The 17335-nt window shown below is 67.9% G+C and carries 22 protein-coding genes; 7 read left to right on the top strand and 15 right to left on the bottom strand.

Going from position 1 to position 17335, the window contains the following annotated elements; translation table 11 throughout:
* Positions 1-6 precede the first annotated feature (6 nt).
* The 7 genes from BST28_RS06985 to BST28_RS07015 all read right to left on the bottom strand — a co-directional run bounded on the left by BST28_RS06985 (position 7) and on the right by BST28_RS07015 (position 8051).
* The gene (locus BST28_RS06985) at positions 7-393 is read right to left on the bottom strand and encodes a RidA family protein (protein WP_083080478.1); all 387 of its coding nucleotides are present in this window, start codon (positions 391-393) and stop codon (positions 7-9) included.
* Between the two features lie 36 nt (positions 394-429).
* Complete coding sequence (locus BST28_RS06990; protein WP_083080480.1) at positions 430-762, bottom strand: DUF732 domain-containing protein; 333 nt, start codon at positions 760-762, stop codon at positions 430-432.
* Positions 762-1511, bottom strand: a complete 750-nt coding sequence (gene narI / locus BST28_RS06995) for a respiratory nitrate reductase subunit gamma (RefSeq protein ID WP_019737779.1) — start codon at positions 1509-1511, stop codon at positions 762-764. Before narI ends, BST28_RS06990 begins: the two co-directional genes overlap by 1 nt.
* Positions 1508-2176 carry a nitrate reductase molybdenum cofactor assembly chaperone gene (gene narJ, locus BST28_RS07000; RefSeq protein ID WP_019737780.1) on the bottom strand — a complete coding sequence of 223 codons (669 nt, stop codon included), beginning with the start codon at positions 2174-2176 and terminating at the stop codon, positions 1508-1510. The genes narI and narJ overlap by 4 nt, the downstream gene beginning before the upstream one ends.
* The gene (gene narH / locus BST28_RS07005; protein WP_083080482.1) at positions 2173-3783 is read right to left on the bottom strand and encodes a nitrate reductase subunit beta; all 1611 of its coding nucleotides are present in this window, start codon (positions 3781-3783) and stop codon (positions 2173-2175) included. Before narH ends, narJ begins: the two co-directional genes overlap by 4 nt.
* Entirely contained in the window at positions 3783-7508 is a 3726-nt protein-coding gene (locus BST28_RS07010; protein ID WP_083080484.1) for a nitrate reductase subunit alpha, read from the bottom strand. Before BST28_RS07010 ends, narH begins: the two co-directional genes overlap by 1 nt.
* 150 nt (positions 7509-7658) lie before the next feature.
* On the bottom strand, positions 7659-8051 hold the full coding sequence (locus BST28_RS07015; RefSeq protein WP_083080486.1) for a (deoxy)nucleoside triphosphate pyrophosphohydrolase: 393 nt from the start codon (positions 8049-8051) through the stop codon (positions 7659-7661).
* A gap of 33 nt (positions 8052-8084) precedes the next feature.
* Between BST28_RS07015 and BST28_RS07020 the strand changes: the two genes are divergently transcribed.
* Positions 8085-8369, top strand: a complete 285-nt coding sequence (locus BST28_RS07020; RefSeq protein ID WP_083080488.1) for a 4a-hydroxytetrahydrobiopterin dehydratase — start codon at positions 8085-8087, stop codon at positions 8367-8369.
* Here BST28_RS07020 and BST28_RS07025 read toward each other — a convergent pair.
* Positions 8347-9633, bottom strand: a complete 1287-nt coding sequence (locus BST28_RS07025; RefSeq protein ID WP_083080490.1) for a mannosyltransferase — start codon at positions 9631-9633, stop codon at positions 8347-8349. The genes BST28_RS07020 and BST28_RS07025 overlap by 23 nt on opposite strands.
* 86 nt (positions 9634-9719) lie before the next feature.
* Between BST28_RS07025 and BST28_RS07030 the strand changes: the two genes are divergently transcribed.
* The gene (locus BST28_RS07030; protein ID WP_019737786.1) at positions 9720-10706 is read left to right on the top strand and encodes an Rv1157c family protein; all 987 of its coding nucleotides are present in this window, start codon (positions 9720-9722) and stop codon (positions 10704-10706) included.
* Positions 10707-10710: 4 nt separating this feature from the next.
* On the opposite strand, the gene BST28_RS07035 is transcribed toward BST28_RS07030, so the two are convergent.
* Together BST28_RS07035 and BST28_RS07040 are read right to left on the bottom strand one after the other, a co-directional pair.
* Complete coding sequence (locus BST28_RS07035; protein WP_019737787.1) at positions 10711-10857, bottom strand: hypothetical protein; 147 nt, start codon at positions 10855-10857, stop codon at positions 10711-10713.
* Entirely contained in the window at positions 10854-11453 is a 600-nt protein-coding gene (locus tag BST28_RS07040) for an HhH-GPD-type base excision DNA repair protein (RefSeq protein ID WP_083080492.1), read from the bottom strand. Before BST28_RS07040 ends, BST28_RS07035 begins: the two co-directional genes overlap by 4 nt.
* Positions 11454-11586: 133 nt before the next feature.
* On the opposite strand from BST28_RS07040, the gene BST28_RS07045 reads away from it, so the two are divergent.
* Positions 11587-11883, top strand: a complete 297-nt coding sequence (locus tag BST28_RS07045) for a DUF732 domain-containing protein (protein WP_065287804.1) — start codon at positions 11587-11589, stop codon at positions 11881-11883.
* Here BST28_RS07045 and BST28_RS23230 read toward each other — a convergent pair whose 3' ends face one another.
* Together BST28_RS23230 and BST28_RS07050 are read right to left on the bottom strand one after the other, a co-directional pair.
* The gene (locus BST28_RS23230; RefSeq protein WP_019739046.1) at positions 11884-12057 is read right to left on the bottom strand and encodes a DUF5302 domain-containing protein; all 174 of its coding nucleotides are present in this window, start codon (positions 12055-12057) and stop codon (positions 11884-11886) included. It abuts the gene before it with no gap.
* Positions 12058-12122: 65 nt separating this feature from the next.
* Positions 12123-12566, bottom strand: coding sequence for a PPOX class F420-dependent oxidoreductase (locus BST28_RS07050; protein WP_083080494.1), 444 nt, complete (start codon positions 12564-12566; stop codon positions 12123-12125).
* A gap of 52 nt (positions 12567-12618) precedes the next feature.
* Between BST28_RS07050 and BST28_RS07055 the strand changes: the two genes are divergently transcribed.
* Both BST28_RS07055 and BST28_RS07060 read left to right on the top strand, forming a co-directional pair.
* Positions 12619-13140, top strand: coding sequence for a DUF1697 domain-containing protein (locus BST28_RS07055; RefSeq protein ID WP_083080538.1), 522 nt, complete (start codon positions 12619-12621; stop codon positions 13138-13140).
* A gap of 24 nt (positions 13141-13164) precedes the next feature.
* Positions 13165-13986, top strand: a complete 822-nt coding sequence (locus BST28_RS07060; RefSeq protein WP_083080496.1) for a class I SAM-dependent methyltransferase — start codon at positions 13165-13167, stop codon at positions 13984-13986.
* On the opposite strand, the gene BST28_RS07065 is transcribed toward BST28_RS07060, so the two are convergent.
* On the bottom strand, positions 13983-14366 hold the full coding sequence (locus tag BST28_RS07065; protein WP_019738107.1) for an Rv1152 family transcriptional regulator: 384 nt from the start codon (positions 14364-14366) through the stop codon (positions 13983-13985). The two genes, BST28_RS07060 and BST28_RS07065, sit on opposite strands and share 4 nt — an antisense overlap.
* Positions 14367-14394: 28 nt before the next feature.
* Here BST28_RS07065 and BST28_RS07070 point away from each other — a divergent pair, with 28 nt between their 5' ends.
* On the top strand, positions 14395-15108 hold the full coding sequence (locus tag BST28_RS07070; protein ID WP_083080498.1) for an NAD-dependent deacylase: 714 nt from the start codon (positions 14395-14397) through the stop codon (positions 15106-15108).
* Between the two features lie 6 nt (positions 15109-15114).
* Here the strand turns inward: BST28_RS07070 and BST28_RS07075 are convergent, their stop codons facing one another.
* Complete coding sequence (locus BST28_RS07075; RefSeq protein WP_083080500.1) at positions 15115-15753, bottom strand: methyltransferase domain-containing protein; 639 nt, start codon at positions 15751-15753, stop codon at positions 15115-15117.
* 165 nt (positions 15754-15918) lie between these two features.
* Here BST28_RS07075 and BST28_RS25055 point away from each other — a divergent pair, with 165 nt between their 5' ends.
* Complete coding sequence (locus BST28_RS25055; protein ID WP_019738104.1) at positions 15919-16044, top strand: hypothetical protein; 126 nt, start codon at positions 15919-15921, stop codon at positions 16042-16044.
* Positions 16045-16317: 273 nt separating this feature from the next.
* On the opposite strand, the gene BST28_RS07080 is transcribed toward BST28_RS25055, so the two are convergent.
* Positions 16318-17316, bottom strand: coding sequence for an NAD(P)H-dependent flavin oxidoreductase (locus tag BST28_RS07080; protein ID WP_019738103.1), 999 nt, complete (start codon positions 17314-17316; stop codon positions 16318-16320).
* Positions 17317-17335: the final 19 nt, after the last annotated feature.

The following is a 17335-nucleotide window of genomic DNA, read 5'->3' on the forward strand; positions in this document are numbered from 1 at the left end:
CGGCCATCAGCGCAGCCGTGCGGTGATCTGGATCTCGACCGCCGCCCCCGGTGACGCCAGTTCGGTTATTCCGACGGCCGTCCAAGCCGGGTAGGGAGCGGAAAGGAAAGCATCTTTGACCGCACAGAATTCGTCGAAGTGCGCTGCCAGACCGACGTGATAGGTGGTCATCTCCGTCACGTCGGCGAAGTCCAGGCCCACCTCCCCCAGCAGGCCGCGGAGATTTTCGAAGGCCTGAGTAAATTGCTCGGTCAGGTCCTGCGGCACGGTCAGGTCGGGACGCAGGCCGATCATGCCCGAGCAGCGCAGGTGATCGCCGTCGACGACGGCGGGGCTGAAGTGATAAGCGTCAAACATCGGCTGCATCCAGGCCGGGATGACGGTCCGTTTCATGGGGTCTCCTGGTGATTCAGCGCAATCGACGCGTCGCTACGGCGCACCCCCGGCGCCGTTCTGCACCAACTGGTCCGGGCAGTACGACCGCGCGGCGATACCGACGAACATGGTCCCGTGCTCGGTCGTCAGGCCCGGATTGCGTTCCTTGAGACCGTCGAGTACCTCCGGGCTCGGTTTGCCCTCCGCGATGAACCGGCACACCATCTTTGCGGTGATGATCGCCTGGTCGGCGCGGTTGTAGGTGATACCGGCCGCCTGCAGCGCCATGAGGAAGTCGCTGTCGATATCCGGCGGCTCGGCCTGCGCCGGTCCGGACAGGCCGATCATCATCACCAGGGCACCCAGCGGGGCCGCGAGGATCTTCATCACCAGCCCCTCCGCGGTGACCGGGAGCCCATCGGTTGATTCTTCTTCGCGAAGTCGCGGCTGCGGTAGACGATGTAGGGCCGGAACAGGTAGCCGATCGGCGCGCTGAAAGCGTGCACCAGGCGGGTGAACGGCCACAACGCGAACAGGGCCAACGCGATCAACACATGCACCTGGAAGTACGCCGGCGCCTGCGCCATCAGATCGCCGCGCGGGTCAAGCGCGATGATCGATCGGAACCACACCGACACAGTCTGCCGGTAGTCGTGCTCCTCCCCGTAGGCGGTGGCGCCCATCAGGGTGCAGACCATGCCGGCCACCAGCGCACACATCAGCACCGCATACATCAGCTTGTCGTTGACGCTGGTGGCCTTGAACACCGATCGCTCGGTGCGCCGGCGATAGATCAGCAACCCGACGCCGACGAGCGTGGCGATGCCGGCGGGAACTCCGAGGATGAGCGCCTGCAGGTGATAGAAGCGATCGCTCATGCCCAGCGCGCGGGTCCACGACTCCGGGACGAACAGCCCCATGATGTGCCCTGCGATCACCACGAAGCTGCCGAAGTGGAACAACGGGCTGCCGATCCGCAGCAGCTTGGACTCATACAGCTGCGACGAGCGGGTGGTCCAGCCGAACTTGTCGTACTTGTATCGCCACCAGGTCGCCACACCGGCGACGGCCAGCACGAAGTAGGGCACGATGTCCCACCACAGCTCTACGGGGCTGATGACGGTGACTTCGGTCATCGGGCCGGCACCTTCGGCATCCCGAGCGAAACCGTCGCCGAGTACGGCTGTAGCCCAACGGCTTCGGCCGGCGGGCCGGACGCCATCAGCTCACTCACGTTCTGCACCTCCTGATCGGTCGCCTCCGGTAGTGTCTCGCACACGGCGGCCACCGTGTAGGCATAGGGCGATCCCGCATCGGCCAGCGACTTGTGCAGGACGTCGATCGGCACGCGGTGCGCCAGCAGCAGCCGACGTCCGGCCTCGGGGTCGACGGTCGCGGCGAACTCCAGCACCACCGGCAGATGGTCGGGCGCCTCCCCGGCGGGCGGCTCGACGCCGGCCTCGCGGTAGGCGGTGGCGAAGGCCAGCATCTGCATCCCGCGGTTGCGGGTGTCCCCGCCGGTCCAATAGGTCAGAAACATCGTCGAACGCTTGCGCATGTCGAACGTTTCGACGTAGTCGACGGCAGCCGCCATCGGATCCGCCGCGCGCAGCGCTGACGCGGTGCGCCGCAACAGGTCTGCCGGCATCGCATCCGCGTGGGCCAGCAGCGCGTCGACGGTGTCGAGCCGCTGGCTCAGGTGCTCGTCGGGATAAGCCAGCAACAGCGACGCCGCCTGCCACACCGCCCGGTCGGCGGGCCCGCCCGGCTGGCGCCGCAACGAACGGAGGAAGCGCTTCACTGGTGCTCCGGAAACATCTCGGGCACCGCCTTGTCGCCGCCGCCCCAGTTGAGCAGATTGGTCCGGCCCCGCGGCCGCTGCGCGTGCCCCCCACTGTCCATCACGTGAAACGACGACTTGCTTCGACCGTCGGCAGCCAGGAACGGGTCGTCCTCGTAGCCTTCGGGACCACCGGTGATGGAGCATCCCATGTGTTCGAGCTCGTGCGCCTTCTGACTGTAGGCGGTCGGAATCACATAACGCTCTTCGTATTTCGCGATTGCCAAAAGCCGGTACATGGAATACATCTCCTCTTCGGTCATGCCGACCGAGGCGGGGATGTGCGGCTGGGTCTCCCGGCCCAGGCTGATGTCACGCATGTAGGAGCGCATCGCGGCCAGGCGCCGCAGCACGTCTTCGATGACGGTCGTGTCGCCCGCGGTGAAAAGTTCGGCGAGGTAGGCCATCGGGATACGCAGCGCTTCGAGAGCGCCGAACAGATTGCCGAGGTCTTCACCGTCGTGCCCGTCACGGCTGACGGCGTCGACAACCGGGGACAGCGGCGGGACGTACCAGACCATCGGCATGGTGCGGTACTCCGGGTGCAGCGGCAAAGCCACTTTGTAGGTGTTGATCAGCGCGTAGATCGGCGAGCGCTGTGCGGCCTCGATCCAGGTGTCGGAGATCCCCTCGGCGCGCGCGCCCGCGATCACCTCCGGGTCAGTCGGATCCAGAAACACCCCGCACTGCGCCTCGTACAGATCGGTGTCCTTCTCCACCGACGCGGCTTCGAGAACCTTGTCGGCGTCGTAGAGCACCAGCCCGATGTAGCGCAGCCGCCCGACACAGGTCTCCGAGCAAACCGTGGGCAGGCCGACTTCGATTCGCGGATAACAGAAGTGGCACTTCTCGGCCTTGCCGGTCTTGTGGTTGAAGTACACCTTTTTGTACGGGCACCCCGACACGCACAGCCGCCAACCACGGCACCGATCCTGGTCGACCAGCACGATGCCGTCCTCTTCGCGCTTGTAGATCGCCCCGGTCGGGCACGACGCCACACACGACGGGTTCAGGCAGTGCTCGCAGATCCGCGGCAGGTAGAACATGAAGGTTTCTTCGAGCTCGCTTTTGACCTGGTCACTGACCTTCGCCAGGATCGGGTCATTGACCAGGTTCTCCGGCGAACCCGCAAGGTTGTCATCCCAGTTGGGGCCCCACTCGATCTTCATCGGATCGCCGGTGATCGAACTGCGGGGCGCGGCGACCGGGATGGTGTCGCCCAGCGGCGCCGAGGTGAGGTTCTCGTAGTCGTAGGTCCACGGTTCGTAGTAGTCCTTCAACGCGGGCAGGTTGGGGTTGGCGAAGATGTTCAGCAACTTGTGGACGCGTCCGCCGGCCAGCAGCCGCAGCCTGCCCTTCTTGTCGAGCGTCCAGCCGCCCTTCCAGCGACTCTGGTCTTCGTAGGTGCGCGGATACCCTCCGCCCGGGCGGGTTTCGACGTTGTTGAACCACACGTACTCGGTGCCCTCGCGGTTGGTCCAGGCCTGTTTGCAGGTCACCGAGCAGGTGTGGCACCCGATACATTTGTCCAGGTTCATCACCATGGCCATCTGGGCCATAACTTTCATCAGTAACGAACCTCCTGGCTGCGGCGGCGACGCACCACCGTCACCTCGTCACGCTGGTTGCCGGTCGGCCCCAGGTAGTTGAACGCGAACGCATGCTGGCCGTAGCCGCCGGCGAGATGGCTGGGCTTGACCCGGATCCGGGTCAGCGAGTTGTGGGTGCCGCCGCGCTTGTTGTTGGTCTCGGCCCGCGGGGTGTCGACGGTGCGCTCCTGGACGTGGTAGACGAAGACCACGCCGTCCGGCATCCGCTGGCTCACGATCGCCCGGCCGACGAACACACCGTTGACGTTGACCGCCTCGATCCAATCGTTGTCCTTCACACCGATTTTCGCGGCATCTCCCGGGCTCATCCACATGGTCGGCCCGCCCCGGGACAGCGACAGCATGTACAGGTTGTCCTGATAGGTGGAGTGGAACGACCACTTCGAGTGCGGGGTCAGGTACCGCACCGTGATGCCGATGCCGTCGCCGACCTCGCCGAGTTCGGGGGCATCGAACAGCCGCACCATGTCCAGCGGGGGGCGGTAGACCGGCATGTGCTCGCCGAGTTCCTCGATCCAGTCGTGCGCGGTGTAGAAGTGCATCCGGCCGGTCAGGGTGTGGAACGGCTTGAGGCACTCGATGTTGATCGTGAAGGGCGCGTAGCGCCGGCCGCCGGTCTCGCTCCCGGACCACTCCGGGCTGGTGATCACCGGCACCGGGCGGGCCTGGGTGTCGGCGTAGGTGATCCGCTTCTCCTCACTGCCCTCCGACAGATGTGCCAGCCGCTGGCCGGTGCGCTTCTCCAGTTCGCGGAACCCCTCCGTCGCGATCCGGCCGTTGGTGGTGCCCGACAACGCCAGGACGGTGTCGGCCATCCGCGTCGCGGTGGTCAGCGCCGGCCTGCCCTCACCGGCACCGGATTTCATCACCCCGAACCTGGCTGCCAGGTCCTCGACCTCTTCGTGCGGGAACACCGTGTAGCCCTTGGTGGTCAGCCCCAGCGTCTCGACCAACGGACCCAGGGTCTGCCACTTGTCGTGGATTGCGGTGTAATCGCGTTCCACCACCGTCACTTTGGGCATCGTCTTACCCGGAACCGGCGTCTCGCCGGTGCGCAGCCAATCGCGTTCCGTGCCCTCGGGGTAGGCCATCGCGTCGGCGGTGTCGTGCAGCATCGCGGTCAGTACGACGTCGCTGCGCACGCCCAGATGCTTCTTGGCGAGGCCACTGAAGGTCCGGGCGATCGCACCGAACGCGTCGTAGTCGCTGCGGGTCTCCCACGGCGGGTCGATCGCGGCGCTGAACGAGTGCACATACGGGTGCATGTCGGTCGACGACAGGTCGGCCTTCTCATACCAGGTCGCCGCCGGCAGCACGACGTCGGACATCAGCGTGGTCGAGGTCATCCGGAAGTCGATCGACATCAGCAGGTCGAGCTTGCCTTCGGGAATGTCGCCGTCGCAGCGCACGGTCTGCGGTTTCACCCCGCCCGACGGCGGCTCGCCGACAACACTGGCGTCGGTGCCCAGCAGGTGCTTGAGGAAATACTCCCCGCCCTTGCCCGAGGCGCCGATCAGGTTGGCCCGCCATACCGTGAGCACCCGCGGCCAGTTGACCGGGTTGTCCGGGTCGGTCACCGACAGTTTCAGCTCGCCGGAGGCGAGTTGCTCGGCGACGTACTCGCCCGCGTCGCGGCCGGCGGCCTCGGCCGCATCTGCCACATCCAGGCTGGACTTGTCGAACTGGGGGTAGAACGGGCTCCAGCCCATCGCGGTGGCCGAAGCCAGGATGTCCATGGTGTGCTTGCCGTCGAAGCGACCGCGCCCCACCGGGGTGGTCAGCTTGTCCGCCCCGTAGGCGTCGTAGCGCCACTGGTCGGTGTGCGCGTACCAGTAGGAGGTGCCGGGCACCTGTCGCGGCGGCCGCGACCAGTCGTTGCCCGCGGCCATCGTCTGCCAACCGGTCAGCGGGCGCACCTTTTCCTGGCCGACGTAGTGCGCCCAGCCGCCGCCGTTGCGCCCCATCGACCCGGTCAGCATCAGCAGCGCCAGCACCGCGCGGTAGGTGGCGTCGCCGTGGAACCACTGGCAGATCCCGCTGCCCATGATGATCATCGACCGGCCGCCGGAATCCACTGCGTTCTGGGCGAATTCGCGCGCCACCCGGATCGCCTGGGCGGCCGAAACCCCGGTGATCGGTTCCTGCCACGCCGGGGTGTTGACGGCGGTGCCGTCGTCGTATCCGGTGGGCCATTCGCCGGGCAGCCCGGGCCGGCCCACCGAGTAGTTGGCCAGCATCAGATCGAAGACGGTGCAGACCAGATGCTCGCCGACCTGCCGGACCGGGACGCCGCGCTGCACGACGGTGCCGTGGCCGTCCACGGCGTCGAAGCCGGGCAGCGACACCAGGGCGGTACGCCGGTGCCCGTTGTGGGCCGCGGGGTCGAGCACGGTCAGGGCAGGCCGCACGTCACCGAGGTCGAGGTTCCACTTGCCCATGCCCTCGTCGCCCCAGCGGAAGCCCAGCGAGCCGTGCGGCACCACGACGTTGTCGGTGATCTCGTCGATCAGGGCCGGCTTGAACGCCGCATTCTCTACCGTCTGACCCAGGTCGGCGGCCGTCAGGTTCTTACCCGGCACCAGCTCGCCGTCGCGTTCCTCCAGCTTGATCAGGAACGGCAGGTCGGTGTAGCGGCGCACGTAGTCGGTGAAGAACGGCACTTCCTGCTTGACGTAGCACTCGGTGAGGATGACGTGGCCCATCGCCATGGCCAGCGCACCGTCGGTGCCGGCCGCACACGGCATCCACTCGTCGGCGAACTTGGTGTTGTCGGCGTAGTCGGGGCTGACACTGACGACCTTGGTGCCCCGGTAACGCACCTCGGCCATCCAGTGCGCGTCGGGCGTGCGGGTGATCGGGACGTTGGAGCCCCACATCATCAGGTAGGCGGCGTCCCACCAGTCGCCGGACTCCGGCACATCGGTCTGGTCACCGAACACCTGCGGGGAGGCGACCGGCAGGTCGGCATACCAGTCGTAGAACGACGTCATCACGCCGCCGAGCATCTGAATGAACCGGGAGCCCGCGGCGAACGACACCATCGACATCGCCGGAATGGGCGAGAAACCGGCGATCCGGTCGGGGCCGTGGGCCTTGATGGTGTGCACGTGCGCGGCCGCGATCATCTCGGTCGCTTCGGCCCAGGTCACCCGCACCAGCCCGCCCATCCCCCGGGCCTGCTGGTAGCGCCGGCGACGCTGCGGGTCGGCCTGGATATCCGCCCAGGCCAGCACCGGATCACCCAGGCGCGCCTTGGCCTCCCGGAACATCTCGACCAGCGGGCCCCGGGCGTAGGGATAGCGGATCCGGGTCGGCGAGTAGGAGTACCAGGAGAACGAGGCGCCGCGCGGGCAGCCGCGGGGTTCGTATTCGGGCCGGTCCGGGCCGACCGAAGGGTAGTCGGTCGCCTGGTTCTCCCAGGTGATGATCCCGTCCTTGACGAAGATCTTCCACGAGCACGACCCGGTGCAGTTCACCCCGTGGGTGGACCGGACCACCTTGTCGTGACTCCAGCGGTCGCGGTAGAAGATGTCGGCGTCGCGGCCGCCCCGGCGGGTCACGGTGCGCAGATCCGCCGAGACCTCACCCGGCGTGAAGAACCGGCCGCTACGTTCCAGCAGCTCCTCGAGCGGACCGCCGATATGGACCCCTGAGGGCGATGCGGGCGTCGTAGCGCGTGTCATCGGGGTTCTCCTTAGCGGGTCGCCGCACTCCGGCGGTTGAGTAGCGGGCCGGGACGTCGCAGCACGCTCATCTCAGCCCAAAATCCCAGCGTAGCGAGACATATCGCCGAACGACCCATTCCGTCGGCAGAATTTACAGAGCTGTTTCACCTACAGTGCCCGAGCCAGCTCGATGAGCCAAGCTCGATCGGCAGGTACCCAGTCAACATCTGGCAAGTCCACAGCGGTCACCCAGCGAAGAGCCTGGTGGTCGTGCGGGCGGGGCTCACCGCGCGCCAGGCTGACCCGGTAGGCGCGCAAGGTCATGCCGGAGTCGAGTTCGACGTCGGCGCCGAGGCGCTCGCCCACCGTGATCGCCTCGGCGGCGAGGCCCAGCTCCTCGGCGAGCTCACGGGCCAGCGCGGCCGGTTCACTCTCGCCGGGCATGACTTTGCCGCCGGGCAGCTCCCAGCGTCCGGCCAACTCCGGCGGGCGGCGTCGCTGGGCGATCAGCACCGTCGGCCCGACGATCACGGCTCCGGCGACCACGATCTGGGTGGGCATGGCGTGTGAGGCTATACCGTCCTACCGTCGGGTATGGCTTTGTTGACCGATGACCAGGTGGACTCCGCGCTGAGCGGTATCGACGGCTGGGAGCGGGCCGACGGTGCACTGCGCCGCTCGGTCACATTCCCCTCGTTTCTGGCCGGTATCGACGCGGTGCGGCGGGTCGCCGAGCGCGCCGAGGCTGCGGATCACCATCCCGATATCGACATTCGCTGGCGCACAGTGACATTCGCGCTGGTGACGCACTCCGAGGGCGGCATCACCGAGAAGGACCTGGCGATGGCGGGCGAGATCAACCGGATTCTGGCGAGCTGACTCTCGTGGTGGCCATCCAGGCCAGGGTGGCCAGCGCGCCGACGATGTAGACCAGGCCGGCCCACGCCAGGTACCACGGCCTGCCGTTCTGCCAGATGGTCGGTTGGGCGAAACTCAGCAGCCACGGCACCCCGATGAGGGTCAGCGCCAGCCAGCCCCAGCCCAGCAGCCGGGCGCCCCGGCGGTCCGCGTGCGGGCCGTGCAGCAGCCAGATCATCAGCGGCACCAACCACACCCAGTGGTGGGTCCAGGAGATCGGCGACGCCAACAGGCCGAACAGCTCCACCACCAGCAGCAGGCCGAGCGGGTCGGGCCGGGCGGGGTCGCTGCTCAGTGCGCGCCAGGCCAGCAGGGCCAGCACCGCGGTGACGGCCACCGCGATCAGCACGAGCGGACCGTAGCCCGCGTCATGTCCGAGGATGCGGGAGATCCCGCCCCGCCAGGACTGGTTGAACGAGGTACCGATCGGACCCACCCGGTGCGCGTCGCCGAGCAGCTCGGTGAAGTAGCGACGGGCCTGGTCACCGCTGGCCCACACCGATACCGCGACGGTGCCGGCGAAGGCCACCGCCGAGAAGCCGGCGGCGGCCCAGCGCCGTGCGCCGGCCAGGTAGACCCCGGCGATCGCCGGGGTCAGCTTCACCCCGGCGGCCAGGCCGACCAAAAGCCCCGACACCCACCAGCGGCTGCTGTAGACCGCATAGAGCACCGCCAGCACCAGGATCACGTTGATCTGGCCGTAGTCGAAGGTGCTGCGCAGGGGTTCGGTCCAGATCCCGACCGCCGTCCACAACATCGCCACCCGGCGCCCGGCGGTGGCCGATACGCCCAGCAGTCGCTGGCTGAGCCGGACCACGCCGTACAGGGCGGCCATGGTGCCGACCTGCCAGACGAAGGCGACCAGTCCGAACGGCAGCAGATGCAGCGGATAGAACACCACCGCGGCGAACGGCGGATAGGTGAACGGCAGCGGGAAATCGGGCGTCTGGTCGGCGTAGACGTAGTCATACAGCGCGCCGGGCCTGCCCAGGGCGGCCGCACCGCTGATGTAGACGTGCAGGTCGACGAAGTTGGCACCGCGCGGGGTCAGATAGGTCCAGGCGATCCGCGCCACGATGCTGACCGCCAGCAGCAGCGGGGCCGAGGCGGTCACTCGGTTCGTCCATGAACGCGCGGCCGGGGAGTCGAGGGTGGTGTCTACCGGCACGACTGTAGCGAACGGCCGGCGGATCACCGTCGCGGTTCGGGTCCGTAACGGTTCCATAAATCACACACGTGTCACTTGAGCCTCACCAGTAACAGGCTAGCTTCGGATTTCGTAGCAGCCACCGCCGAGGAATTGGGGAACTCATGTCGCGCCTGAAGACGCTGTTCAGCACCACCACGGCGACCGTCGCAGTCGGCTCGTCGGCCGCGCTGATCTTCGGCGGTCTCGGCGCGGTGGCCGCAGCAGACCCGGCCGTGCCGGCCCTGCCGCTGCCGACCGCCGGCTTCCCCGGTCTGCCGGCCCTCGAGCAGTTGAGCCCGGTGATCCAGCAGGCGGCCGCCGACCCGGCCGGGGCCACCTCACTGCTGGCCGCGGCCGCCGCCGCGTTCGCCGGAAACTCCGCAGCGCCCGCCGGTTCCCGGCAGGTGGCCGACTCGGTGGCCCAGTTCGTGCAGTCGCCGCCGGAAGCGCCGGCCGTGCTGCCCAGCGAGCATGTGCCGACGGCCGGATCGGCGCCGGGCTTGGTGGCCCACCTGCCCAGCGGGGTCGACCCCGCCAAATCGGTGGGACCGATTGCGCAGGCCGCGCCGAGCGCCCCGGAAGCCGTCCCGGCCCCGCCCGAGGCCGCCGCCGTTGCCGCACCGCCGGCCGAAGCCGTCCCGGCCGAGACCCCGGCACCCGAGGCGACCCCGGCCGCCGCCAACCCCGGATTCGGCCCGGACGCCCCGCCGACCCAGGACTTCATGTACCCGTCCATCGGCCAGAACTGCCTGGCCGACGGTGGCAACGTCATCGCCACCGCGCTGTCGGTGGCCGGCCCGGCCAGCATTCCCACGCCCGGCCCCAAGGCGGGCCAGACCGCCTACGTCTTCACCGCCGTCGGCACCCCCGGCCCGGCCGAGACCCAGAAGCTGCCGCTGAACGTCACCTGGGTGAACCTGACCACCGGCAAGTCCGGCAGCGCCACCCTGCAGCCGCGCAGCGACATCAACGCCGACGGGCCGACGACGCTGACCGCGATCGTCGACACCGGCTCGGGCAGCATCATGTCGACGATCTTCGGTCAGGTCAGCACCAAGGACCACCAGTGCAATTTCCTGCCCACCATCGGTTCGACAGTGGTGCCCTGAGGCGTCAGTAAGCCATGAACAAGATCGCGTCCCGGTCATAGCTCATACCGGGGTGCGCATCCGCGAGATGCTTCTGCGTCAAGTCGACCAGGTCGTCCTCGTCCTTGCCGACGATGGCCTCGCCGCACGGGCAGTTCAGATGCGTCTTCATGTCGCCGCCTTTCCCTTGCTCTCCCGGGCTTGTTTCGCAGCCTGTTTCTGGGCCTTCTTGGTGGACCGTACCCGGTGCAGCGACGCCGTATCGACGACGTCGGCGATCGACAGGTGGGTTCCGGCGCCGCCGTAGGCTCCGGCGGCCTCCCGCCATCCCGGCGGTGTCACGCCGTACTGCTTGCCGAGCAAGGCCACGAAGATCCGCGCCTTCTGCTCACCGAAGCCGGGCAGTGCCTTGAGCCGCTGGTACACCTGCGCCCCATCGGGGTCACCGGCCGTCCACAGCGCGGCCGTGTCACCGCCGTACTGGTCGACCACGGCCCGCGCCAAAGCCTGGATCCGGCCCGCCATCGATCCCGGAAAACGGTGCACCGCAGGCTTTTCCGCACACAGAGCGGCGAACTCCTCGGGGTCGCGGGCGGCGATCTCATGCGGGTCCAGCCCGCCCATCCGGTCGGCGATCTTCCTCGGCCCGGCGAACGCGACCTCCATCGGCACCTGTTGGTCGAGCAGCATCCCGACGAGTAGCGCGAACGGGTCGGCGCTCAGCAACTCATCCGCCGGCGGATCCCCCACCAGCTGCAACTTCGGCACCCGGTCAGTCTAGAACGACCCGCACCGGTTGCGTGGGGTCATCCACCCGGCCGAATCGGTGGCGTTGATCTGTGTCGGTGCCGTGTGCAACCGTGTAATCGACAACCGGGCGTGCGCATCTCAGGAGACAGGCATGAAACGTGTAGTGGCGGCACTGATCGCAGCGACGGTTACCGCTGTCGCCTTGGCGGCCACGGCCGGTGCGATACCCGACCAGGGCACACCGGAATTCGACACCTACATGCAGGGTCTGGAACGCAACGGGTTCAACCTCAATCCCGACACCGCGTGGCGCGTCGCGCACCAGGCGTGTGAGGGCGGCCTTCCCGGACTGATCGGCTGGGAGCTGGTTGCTCAGGGGGTCGTCGGCCCCGGGGCGGACCAGCGGTTGATGGACGTGGCCCGGAAGTACGCCTGCCCGGTGCAGTGATCAGCCGCTCTTGCGACGAAACTCGCGACGGCTCTCCAGCGGGCCGTGCGATCTCGCCTGCTTGGCGCCGGCGTCCTTGTGGGCGGAGCCACCCGCCGACTTCGCCTTCTTGCGCTCCAGGGCCTCCCGGAACTTGCGCTTGTTTTCGTCGGCGGCGGAATCTGATTCGGGCATGACTGGAGCCTAGCCGCGATGGCGAGGCCGGCGCAGCCGGTCGCCGCGGATCGGCGCCCGCGGCCTCAGCGCATGCCCGGCGGCATGCCGTACAGGTGCGTGATCGGCAGCGTCAGCAGCACGCGACGATCAGTCACCATCGCCTCGCGGTACTCGTCCCAATCCGGGTGCTCCCCGGCGATGTTGCGATACAACGCCACCAGCGCCTCGACGGTCTCGTCGTCGGGTGCGGCCGCCGGCGGCGTCAGCTGGGCATCGCCTTCGGCGACGGCGTAAGACCAGCCGTCATCGGAGCTGACCAGCAGCGACGCCCGCGGATCACGACGCAGGTTGCGGGTCTTGGCCCGCGGCTCGGTGACCGATACCTGCACCGCGACGGCACGCGGGTCGAAGTAGTACTGCACATTCGACAGTTGAGGCCGCCCGTCGCGTTTGATGGTCGCCAGCACGCCGAGCGAGTTCCCACTGATCAAAGCCAGCAACTTATCGTCGAACACCTGGCGTCTCATGCCGGAAGCGTACCGATTGAACCCGGTGTGCGTCGTCGTTACCATCGCCCAGATGACCCGGTACGCGGCGTTCTTGCGCGGCGTCAACGTCGGCGGCGTGAACCTCAAGATGGCCGACGTCGCCGCCGCGCTGACCGATGCCGGACTCTTTGAGGTCCGCACGGTGCTCGCCAGCGGCAACGTCCTGCTCGAATCGCCCGACGACGCCGCGGCGGTGCGCGAAACCGCCGAAGCCGCCCTGCAGGCGCGCTTCGATTACCCGGCGCGGGTGCTGATCTACGACATCGACACGGTGCGCGCACTGGTGGCGGCCTACCCGTTCGAACCCGAGGTTCCCGAACTCCACTCCTATGTCACCTTCGTCGCCGACACCGAGTTGCTGGCCGAACTGTCCGCACTCGTCGGCCAGACCGGCCCGGGCGAGAAGATCGCCGCCGGTGACGGGGTGATCTACTGGCAGGTCCCCAAGGGCAACACCCTGGACAGCGCCGTGGGAAAGACCATGGGCAACAAGCGGTACGCGGCCTCGACCACGACCCGCAACCTGCGCACGTTGAGCAAGATGCTGCGCTGAGCCGCCGCCGGTAAAGTCGCACGGGTGAGCCAGGCAGAGAAAGTCACCCTGACCGGGGTCTCCGAGACCGCGTTACTGACATTGAACGCCCGGGCGACCGAGGCGCGTCGCCCCGACCGGATCATCGACGATCCGATGGCGGTCCGGCTGGCGGATTCGATCGACTACGACTTCGCGAAGTTCGGTTCGACCCGCCAGGACATCGCGGTGCGCGCGCTGGCCATCGACACCGAGGCCCTGCGCTTCCTCCGGCAGCACCCGACGGGCACGGTGGTCGCACTGGCCGAGGGGTTGCAGACCAGCTTCTGGCGGCTCAGCGAAGCCGTCCCGGATCCGCAATTCCGTTGGCTCACCGTGGATCTACCCGCGATCATCGAGATCCGCGAACGCCTGCTGCCGGCGGCACCACGGATCTCGGTCTGCGCCCAGTCCGCACTGGACTACAGCTGGATGGACCGGGTCGATACCTCCGACGGGGTTTTCATCACCGCCGAGGGACTGCTGATGTACCTGCAGCCCGAGCAGTCCCTGGGCCTCATCGCCGAGTGCGCCCGGCGTTTTCCGGGCGGCCGCATGATCTTCGACCTCCCTCCGGCGTGGATCGGCTGGCTGATCCGCCACGGCGTGCCGACCTCGCTGCGCTATCGGGCGCCGGCGATGCCGTTCACCCTGTCCGCCGCCGAGTCCACCAAGCTGGTGGACACCGTGCCCGGTGTCCGGGCCGTGCACGACCTGCAGCCGCCGCGGGGCCGCGGGCTGCTGTTCAACACCGTGCTCCCGGCCGCCTACCGGCTGCGGTTCCTCGCCGACGCGCGCCCGTCGCTGACCCTGCTGGAATTCGGTTAGGAGCCGATCACCGCGGCGTTGCCGAAGGCCGCGTCGAGATAACGCAGCGCGTCGGCCTTGCCCAGGCCGACGGCGCGGGCCGCCGCGACGAAGGCTGCCGCCGCCGCCGTCATCGCCGCATCGGCCGGATCGCTGCTGGCCACGAAAGTGCCGAACCGTCCGCGGGTTTCGACGATCCCGGCGGCCTCAAGCTCCCGGTAGGCCCGCGCTACCGTGTTGACCGCCAGGCCCAGCTGACCGGCCAGCTCGCGCACCGTCGGCAGTCTGGTTCCCGCCGGCAGGGCCCCCTCGCGGACCGCCTCGATCATCCGGGTGCGGACCTGCTCGAACAACGGCGTGTCCGGTTGCGCGTCGATCCTCAGCAGCTCCGTGAAGTCCATCGGCCCAGTATCCCGCTATGTTGGTGGCGTGCAGGTGGCGGTGTTCAGCGGCGCGGGGATCTCAGCCGAGAGCGGGGTCCCCACCTTCCGTGACGACGCGACGGGGCTGTGGGCACGCTTCGACCCCTATGAGGTATCCAGCATCGACGGCTGGCACCGGAACCCCGAACTGATCTGGGGCTGGTATCTGTGGCGCCACCATCTGGCCAGCCGGGTCGGCCCCAATGCCGGGCATCGCGCGGTCGCGGACTGGGAGCGGTACGCCGACGTCCACGTCATCACCCAGAACGTCGACAATCTGCACGAGCGTGGCGGCAGCTCAACGGTTCACCATCTGCACGGCAGCATGTTCAAATTCCGTTGCGCGGACTGCGATCACCCCTACACCGAAAGACTGCCGGAGATGGCGGAGCCGCAGCTGGAAGTGGCTCCGCCGGTGTGCGGCTGCGGCGGTTTGATCCGTCCCGACATCGTCTGGTTCGGCGAGAACCTGCCCGAGGAGCCGTGGAACGCCGCGGTCGAGGCCATCGGCGCCGCCGACGTGCTGGTTGTGGTGGGCACCTCCGCGGTGGTCTACCCGGCGGCCAGCCTGCCCGAGCTGGCGTTGGAGCAGGGCAAGATCGTCATCGAGGTCAATCCCGAGCCGACGCCGCTGTCGGCCAGGGCGACGGTGAGCGTGCGCGACACCGCGTCGGCGGCATTGCCGGGGCTGCTCCAGCGGCTGCCCACCCTGTTGGGCTAGCGAGGCTCAGGCCGGGCGGCGGGCGCGACCCAACGCGAACTCGGAAACCGGCAGCGGCACCCACGCCGGGAACTGGTGCCCGCGCCGCGCCGTCGCGACGGTGAAGCCGGCATCGGTGATCATCTGCTCGGTATCGCGGTGGGTATGACAATTCCCGAACAGCTTCGGCCAGAACGTGGCGTCGGCCAGGCGCTGCAGCCCACCGTGCGCCCCACCGCTGGCGACATGTTCGAAGTAGCGCAGCTCCCCGCCTGGTTTGAGCAAGGTGAACAGCCGGTGCAGCACTTCACGGGGCTGGTCCACCGAGCACAACACCAGCGAGCAGACGATCGCGTCGAACGGTTCGCCGGCATCCAGCGCCTCGACGGTGCTCGCCACGACCGTCACCGGCACCGGCGCGACCGCCGCCGCGTCGCCGGCAGCCGCCCGCAGCCGCGATTCCGGCTCGGGGGCGACGACCTCGGTGACGGTCTCGGGGTAGAACGCGAAGTTGCTTCCGGTGCCGGCGCCGACCTCCAGCACCCGGCCGGACAGATCTTCCAGATTCTCCCGGCGCCGGTCGCGCAGCCAGTCGGTCTCGCGGCTCGACATGAACGTCCAGATCCGGGCGAACAGCGGATTGTCCAGGGTCGCGGGTGAGGCCATGAGGCCACCTTAGCGGTACCAGAAATCTCCGAGCGCACCGTCAGTCAGCCAATGAGGCCGGTCTCAGCCGAAAAGTCCGGCAAAAGCTACCGGCCGGTAAGATTGCCACCATTTCCCGAATCGTGACTCAAAGATCCCTTAATAGTGACCCATAGGCTCAGTGTCATGTGGATCGACGACTCAAGTGCCGACGTCATCAAGGTCGACTTCGAGGCCCTGTACCACGGCGATGTCCTGGTCGAGGGTGATACTTCGGAGCAGCTTGACGACTGGCACCCGCTGGCCAGTTGATTGATCGGCGCCGCGGCAGCGGCGCCTTTCGATATCGCGCCCTTGCGCGACGGCGGCCGCCCACATCCGGGTCGTCCGCAACCGGTGAGTCATCCCATTTCTCTTACATTCAGGTAGGGCCGCTCGGCGTCCTCGGAGCGTCACCCGTCGCATCGCCGCCCAGCAACTTCCGCGGGCGCATCACATGACAACGCCGAACGTGCCACCACTGCGAAAAACCGTTTCGCAGCAGCTGCACGTTCGGCGTAGTAGGTCGGCTTTAGACCGCCGTCGTCAGGCGACGTTCTCCTCGTCGTCGGCCTCGAGCATGTCCGCCAGGCGCCCCGAGATCAGCTCCTCGGCCTCGGTCACGATCCGCGATACCAACTCCCCGACGGTCGGGATGTCGTTGATCAGCCCCATCGCGGTGCCCACCGACCAGATCCCGGCTTCGACGTCGCCGTCCTCGAAGACCTTGCGGCCCCGAACCCCGGCCACCAGCTCCTGCACGTCGGGGAACTGACCGCCCTTGTCGAGGATCTCGACGACTTCGCGCGAGACGGTGTTGGACGCCACCCGGGCGGTGTTGCGCAGCGGCCGGAAGATCAGCTCGGTGCCGCGCTCGTCGCCGGCAACGATGGCTTCCTTGACGTTCTGGTGGATGCAGGACTCCACGGTGCACATGAACCGGGAGCCCATGTTGATGCCGTCGGCGCCCAGTGCCAGCGCGGCGACCAGGCCGCGGGCGTCGGCGAAACCGCCGGAGGCGATCATCGGGATCTCGATCTGGGCGGCCGCGGCCGGGATCAGCACCAGGCCGGGGATGTCATCCTCGCCGGGATGCCCGGCGCATTCGAACCCGTCGATGCTGATGCCGTCGACCCCGAGGCTCTGGGCCTTGACCGCGTGCCGTACCGAGGTGCACTTGTGCAGCACCTTGATCCCGTTGTCATGAAACATCGGCAGGTGCGGCGCCGGGTTGGACCCGGCGGTCTCGACGATCTTGATGCCGGCGTCGACGATCACCTGCCGGTACTCGTCATAGGGCGGCGGGTTGATCGTCGGCAGGATGGTCAGGTTCACCCCGAACGGCTTGTCGGTCAGATCCCGGGTCTTGGCGATCTCGTTGGCCAAGTCCGCCGGGGTGGGCTGGGTGAGCGCGGTAAGGAACCCGAGGGCACCCGAATTCGCCACCGCCGCAACAAGTTCCGCGCGGCCCACCCACTGCATACCGCCCTGGGCGATGGGATGCTCGACCCCGAAGACTTCGGTGAACTTCGTTCTCAGTGACATAAATACTCCTAGCTCTGTC

The sequence above is a fragment of the Mycolicibacter kumamotonensis genome (assembly GCF_002086285.1).
GTDB classification, from domain to species: domain Bacteria; phylum Actinomycetota; class Actinomycetes; order Mycobacteriales; family Mycobacteriaceae; genus Mycobacterium; species Mycobacterium kumamotonense.

Bases quoted from the DNA above. Each gene is read 5' to 3' on its own strand.
- BST28_RS06985 (WP_083080478.1), bottom strand. From the start codon at position 393: ATGAAACGGACCGTCATCCCGGCCTGGATGCAGCCGATGTTTGACGCT.
- BST28_RS06990 (WP_083080480.1), bottom strand. From the start codon at position 762: ATGAAGATCCTCGCGGCCCCGCTGGGTGCCCTGGTGATGATGATCGGC.
- narI (WP_019737779.1), bottom strand. From the start codon at position 1,511: ATGACCGAAGTCACCGTCATCAGCCCCGTAGAGCTGTGGTGGGACATC.
- narH (WP_083080482.1), bottom strand. From the start codon at position 3,783: ATGAAAGTTATGGCCCAGATGGCCATGGTGATGAACCTGGACAAATGT.
- BST28_RS07010 (WP_083080484.1), bottom strand. From the start codon at position 7,508: ATGACACGCGCTACGACGCCCGCATCGCCCTCAGGGGTCCATATCGGC.
- BST28_RS07015 (WP_083080486.1), bottom strand. From the start codon at position 8,051: ATGCCCACCCAGATCGTGGTCGCCGGAGCCGTGATCGTCGGGCCGACG.
- BST28_RS07020 (WP_083080488.1), top strand. From the start codon at position 8,085: ATGGCTTTGTTGACCGATGACCAGGTGGACTCCGCGCTGAGCGGTATC.
- BST28_RS07025 (WP_083080490.1), bottom strand. From the start codon at position 9,633: ATGGAACCGTTACGGACCCGAACCGCGACGGTGATCCGCCGGCCGTTC.
- BST28_RS07030 (WP_019737786.1), top strand. From the start codon at position 9,720: ATGTCGCGCCTGAAGACGCTGTTCAGCACCACCACGGCGACCGTCGCA.
- BST28_RS07035 (WP_019737787.1), bottom strand. From the start codon at position 10,857: ATGAAGACGCATCTGAACTGCCCGTGCGGCGAGGCCATCGTCGGCAAG.
- BST28_RS07045 (WP_065287804.1), top strand. From the start codon at position 11,587: ATGAAACGTGTAGTGGCGGCACTGATCGCAGCGACGGTTACCGCTGTC.
- BST28_RS23230 (WP_019739046.1), bottom strand. From the start codon at position 12,057: ATGCCCGAATCAGATTCCGCCGCCGACGAAAACAAGCGCAAGTTCCGG.
- BST28_RS07050 (WP_083080494.1), bottom strand. From the start codon at position 12,566: ATGAGACGCCAGGTGTTCGACGATAAGTTGCTGGCTTTGATCAGTGGG.
- BST28_RS07055 (WP_083080538.1), top strand. From the start codon at position 12,619: ATGACCCGGTACGCGGCGTTCTTGCGCGGCGTCAACGTCGGCGGCGTG.
- BST28_RS07065 (WP_019738107.1), bottom strand. From the start codon at position 14,366: ATGGACTTCACGGAGCTGCTGAGGATCGACGCGCAACCGGACACGCCG.
- BST28_RS07075 (WP_083080500.1), bottom strand. From the start codon at position 15,753: ATGGCCTCACCCGCGACCCTGGACAATCCGCTGTTCGCCCGGATCTGG.
- BST28_RS25055 (WP_019738104.1), top strand. From the start codon at position 15,919: ATGTGGATCGACGACTCAAGTGCCGACGTCATCAAGGTCGACTTCGAG.
- BST28_RS07080 (WP_019738103.1), bottom strand. From the start codon at position 17,316: ATGTCACTGAGAACGAAGTTCACCGAAGTCTTCGGGGTCGAGCATCCC.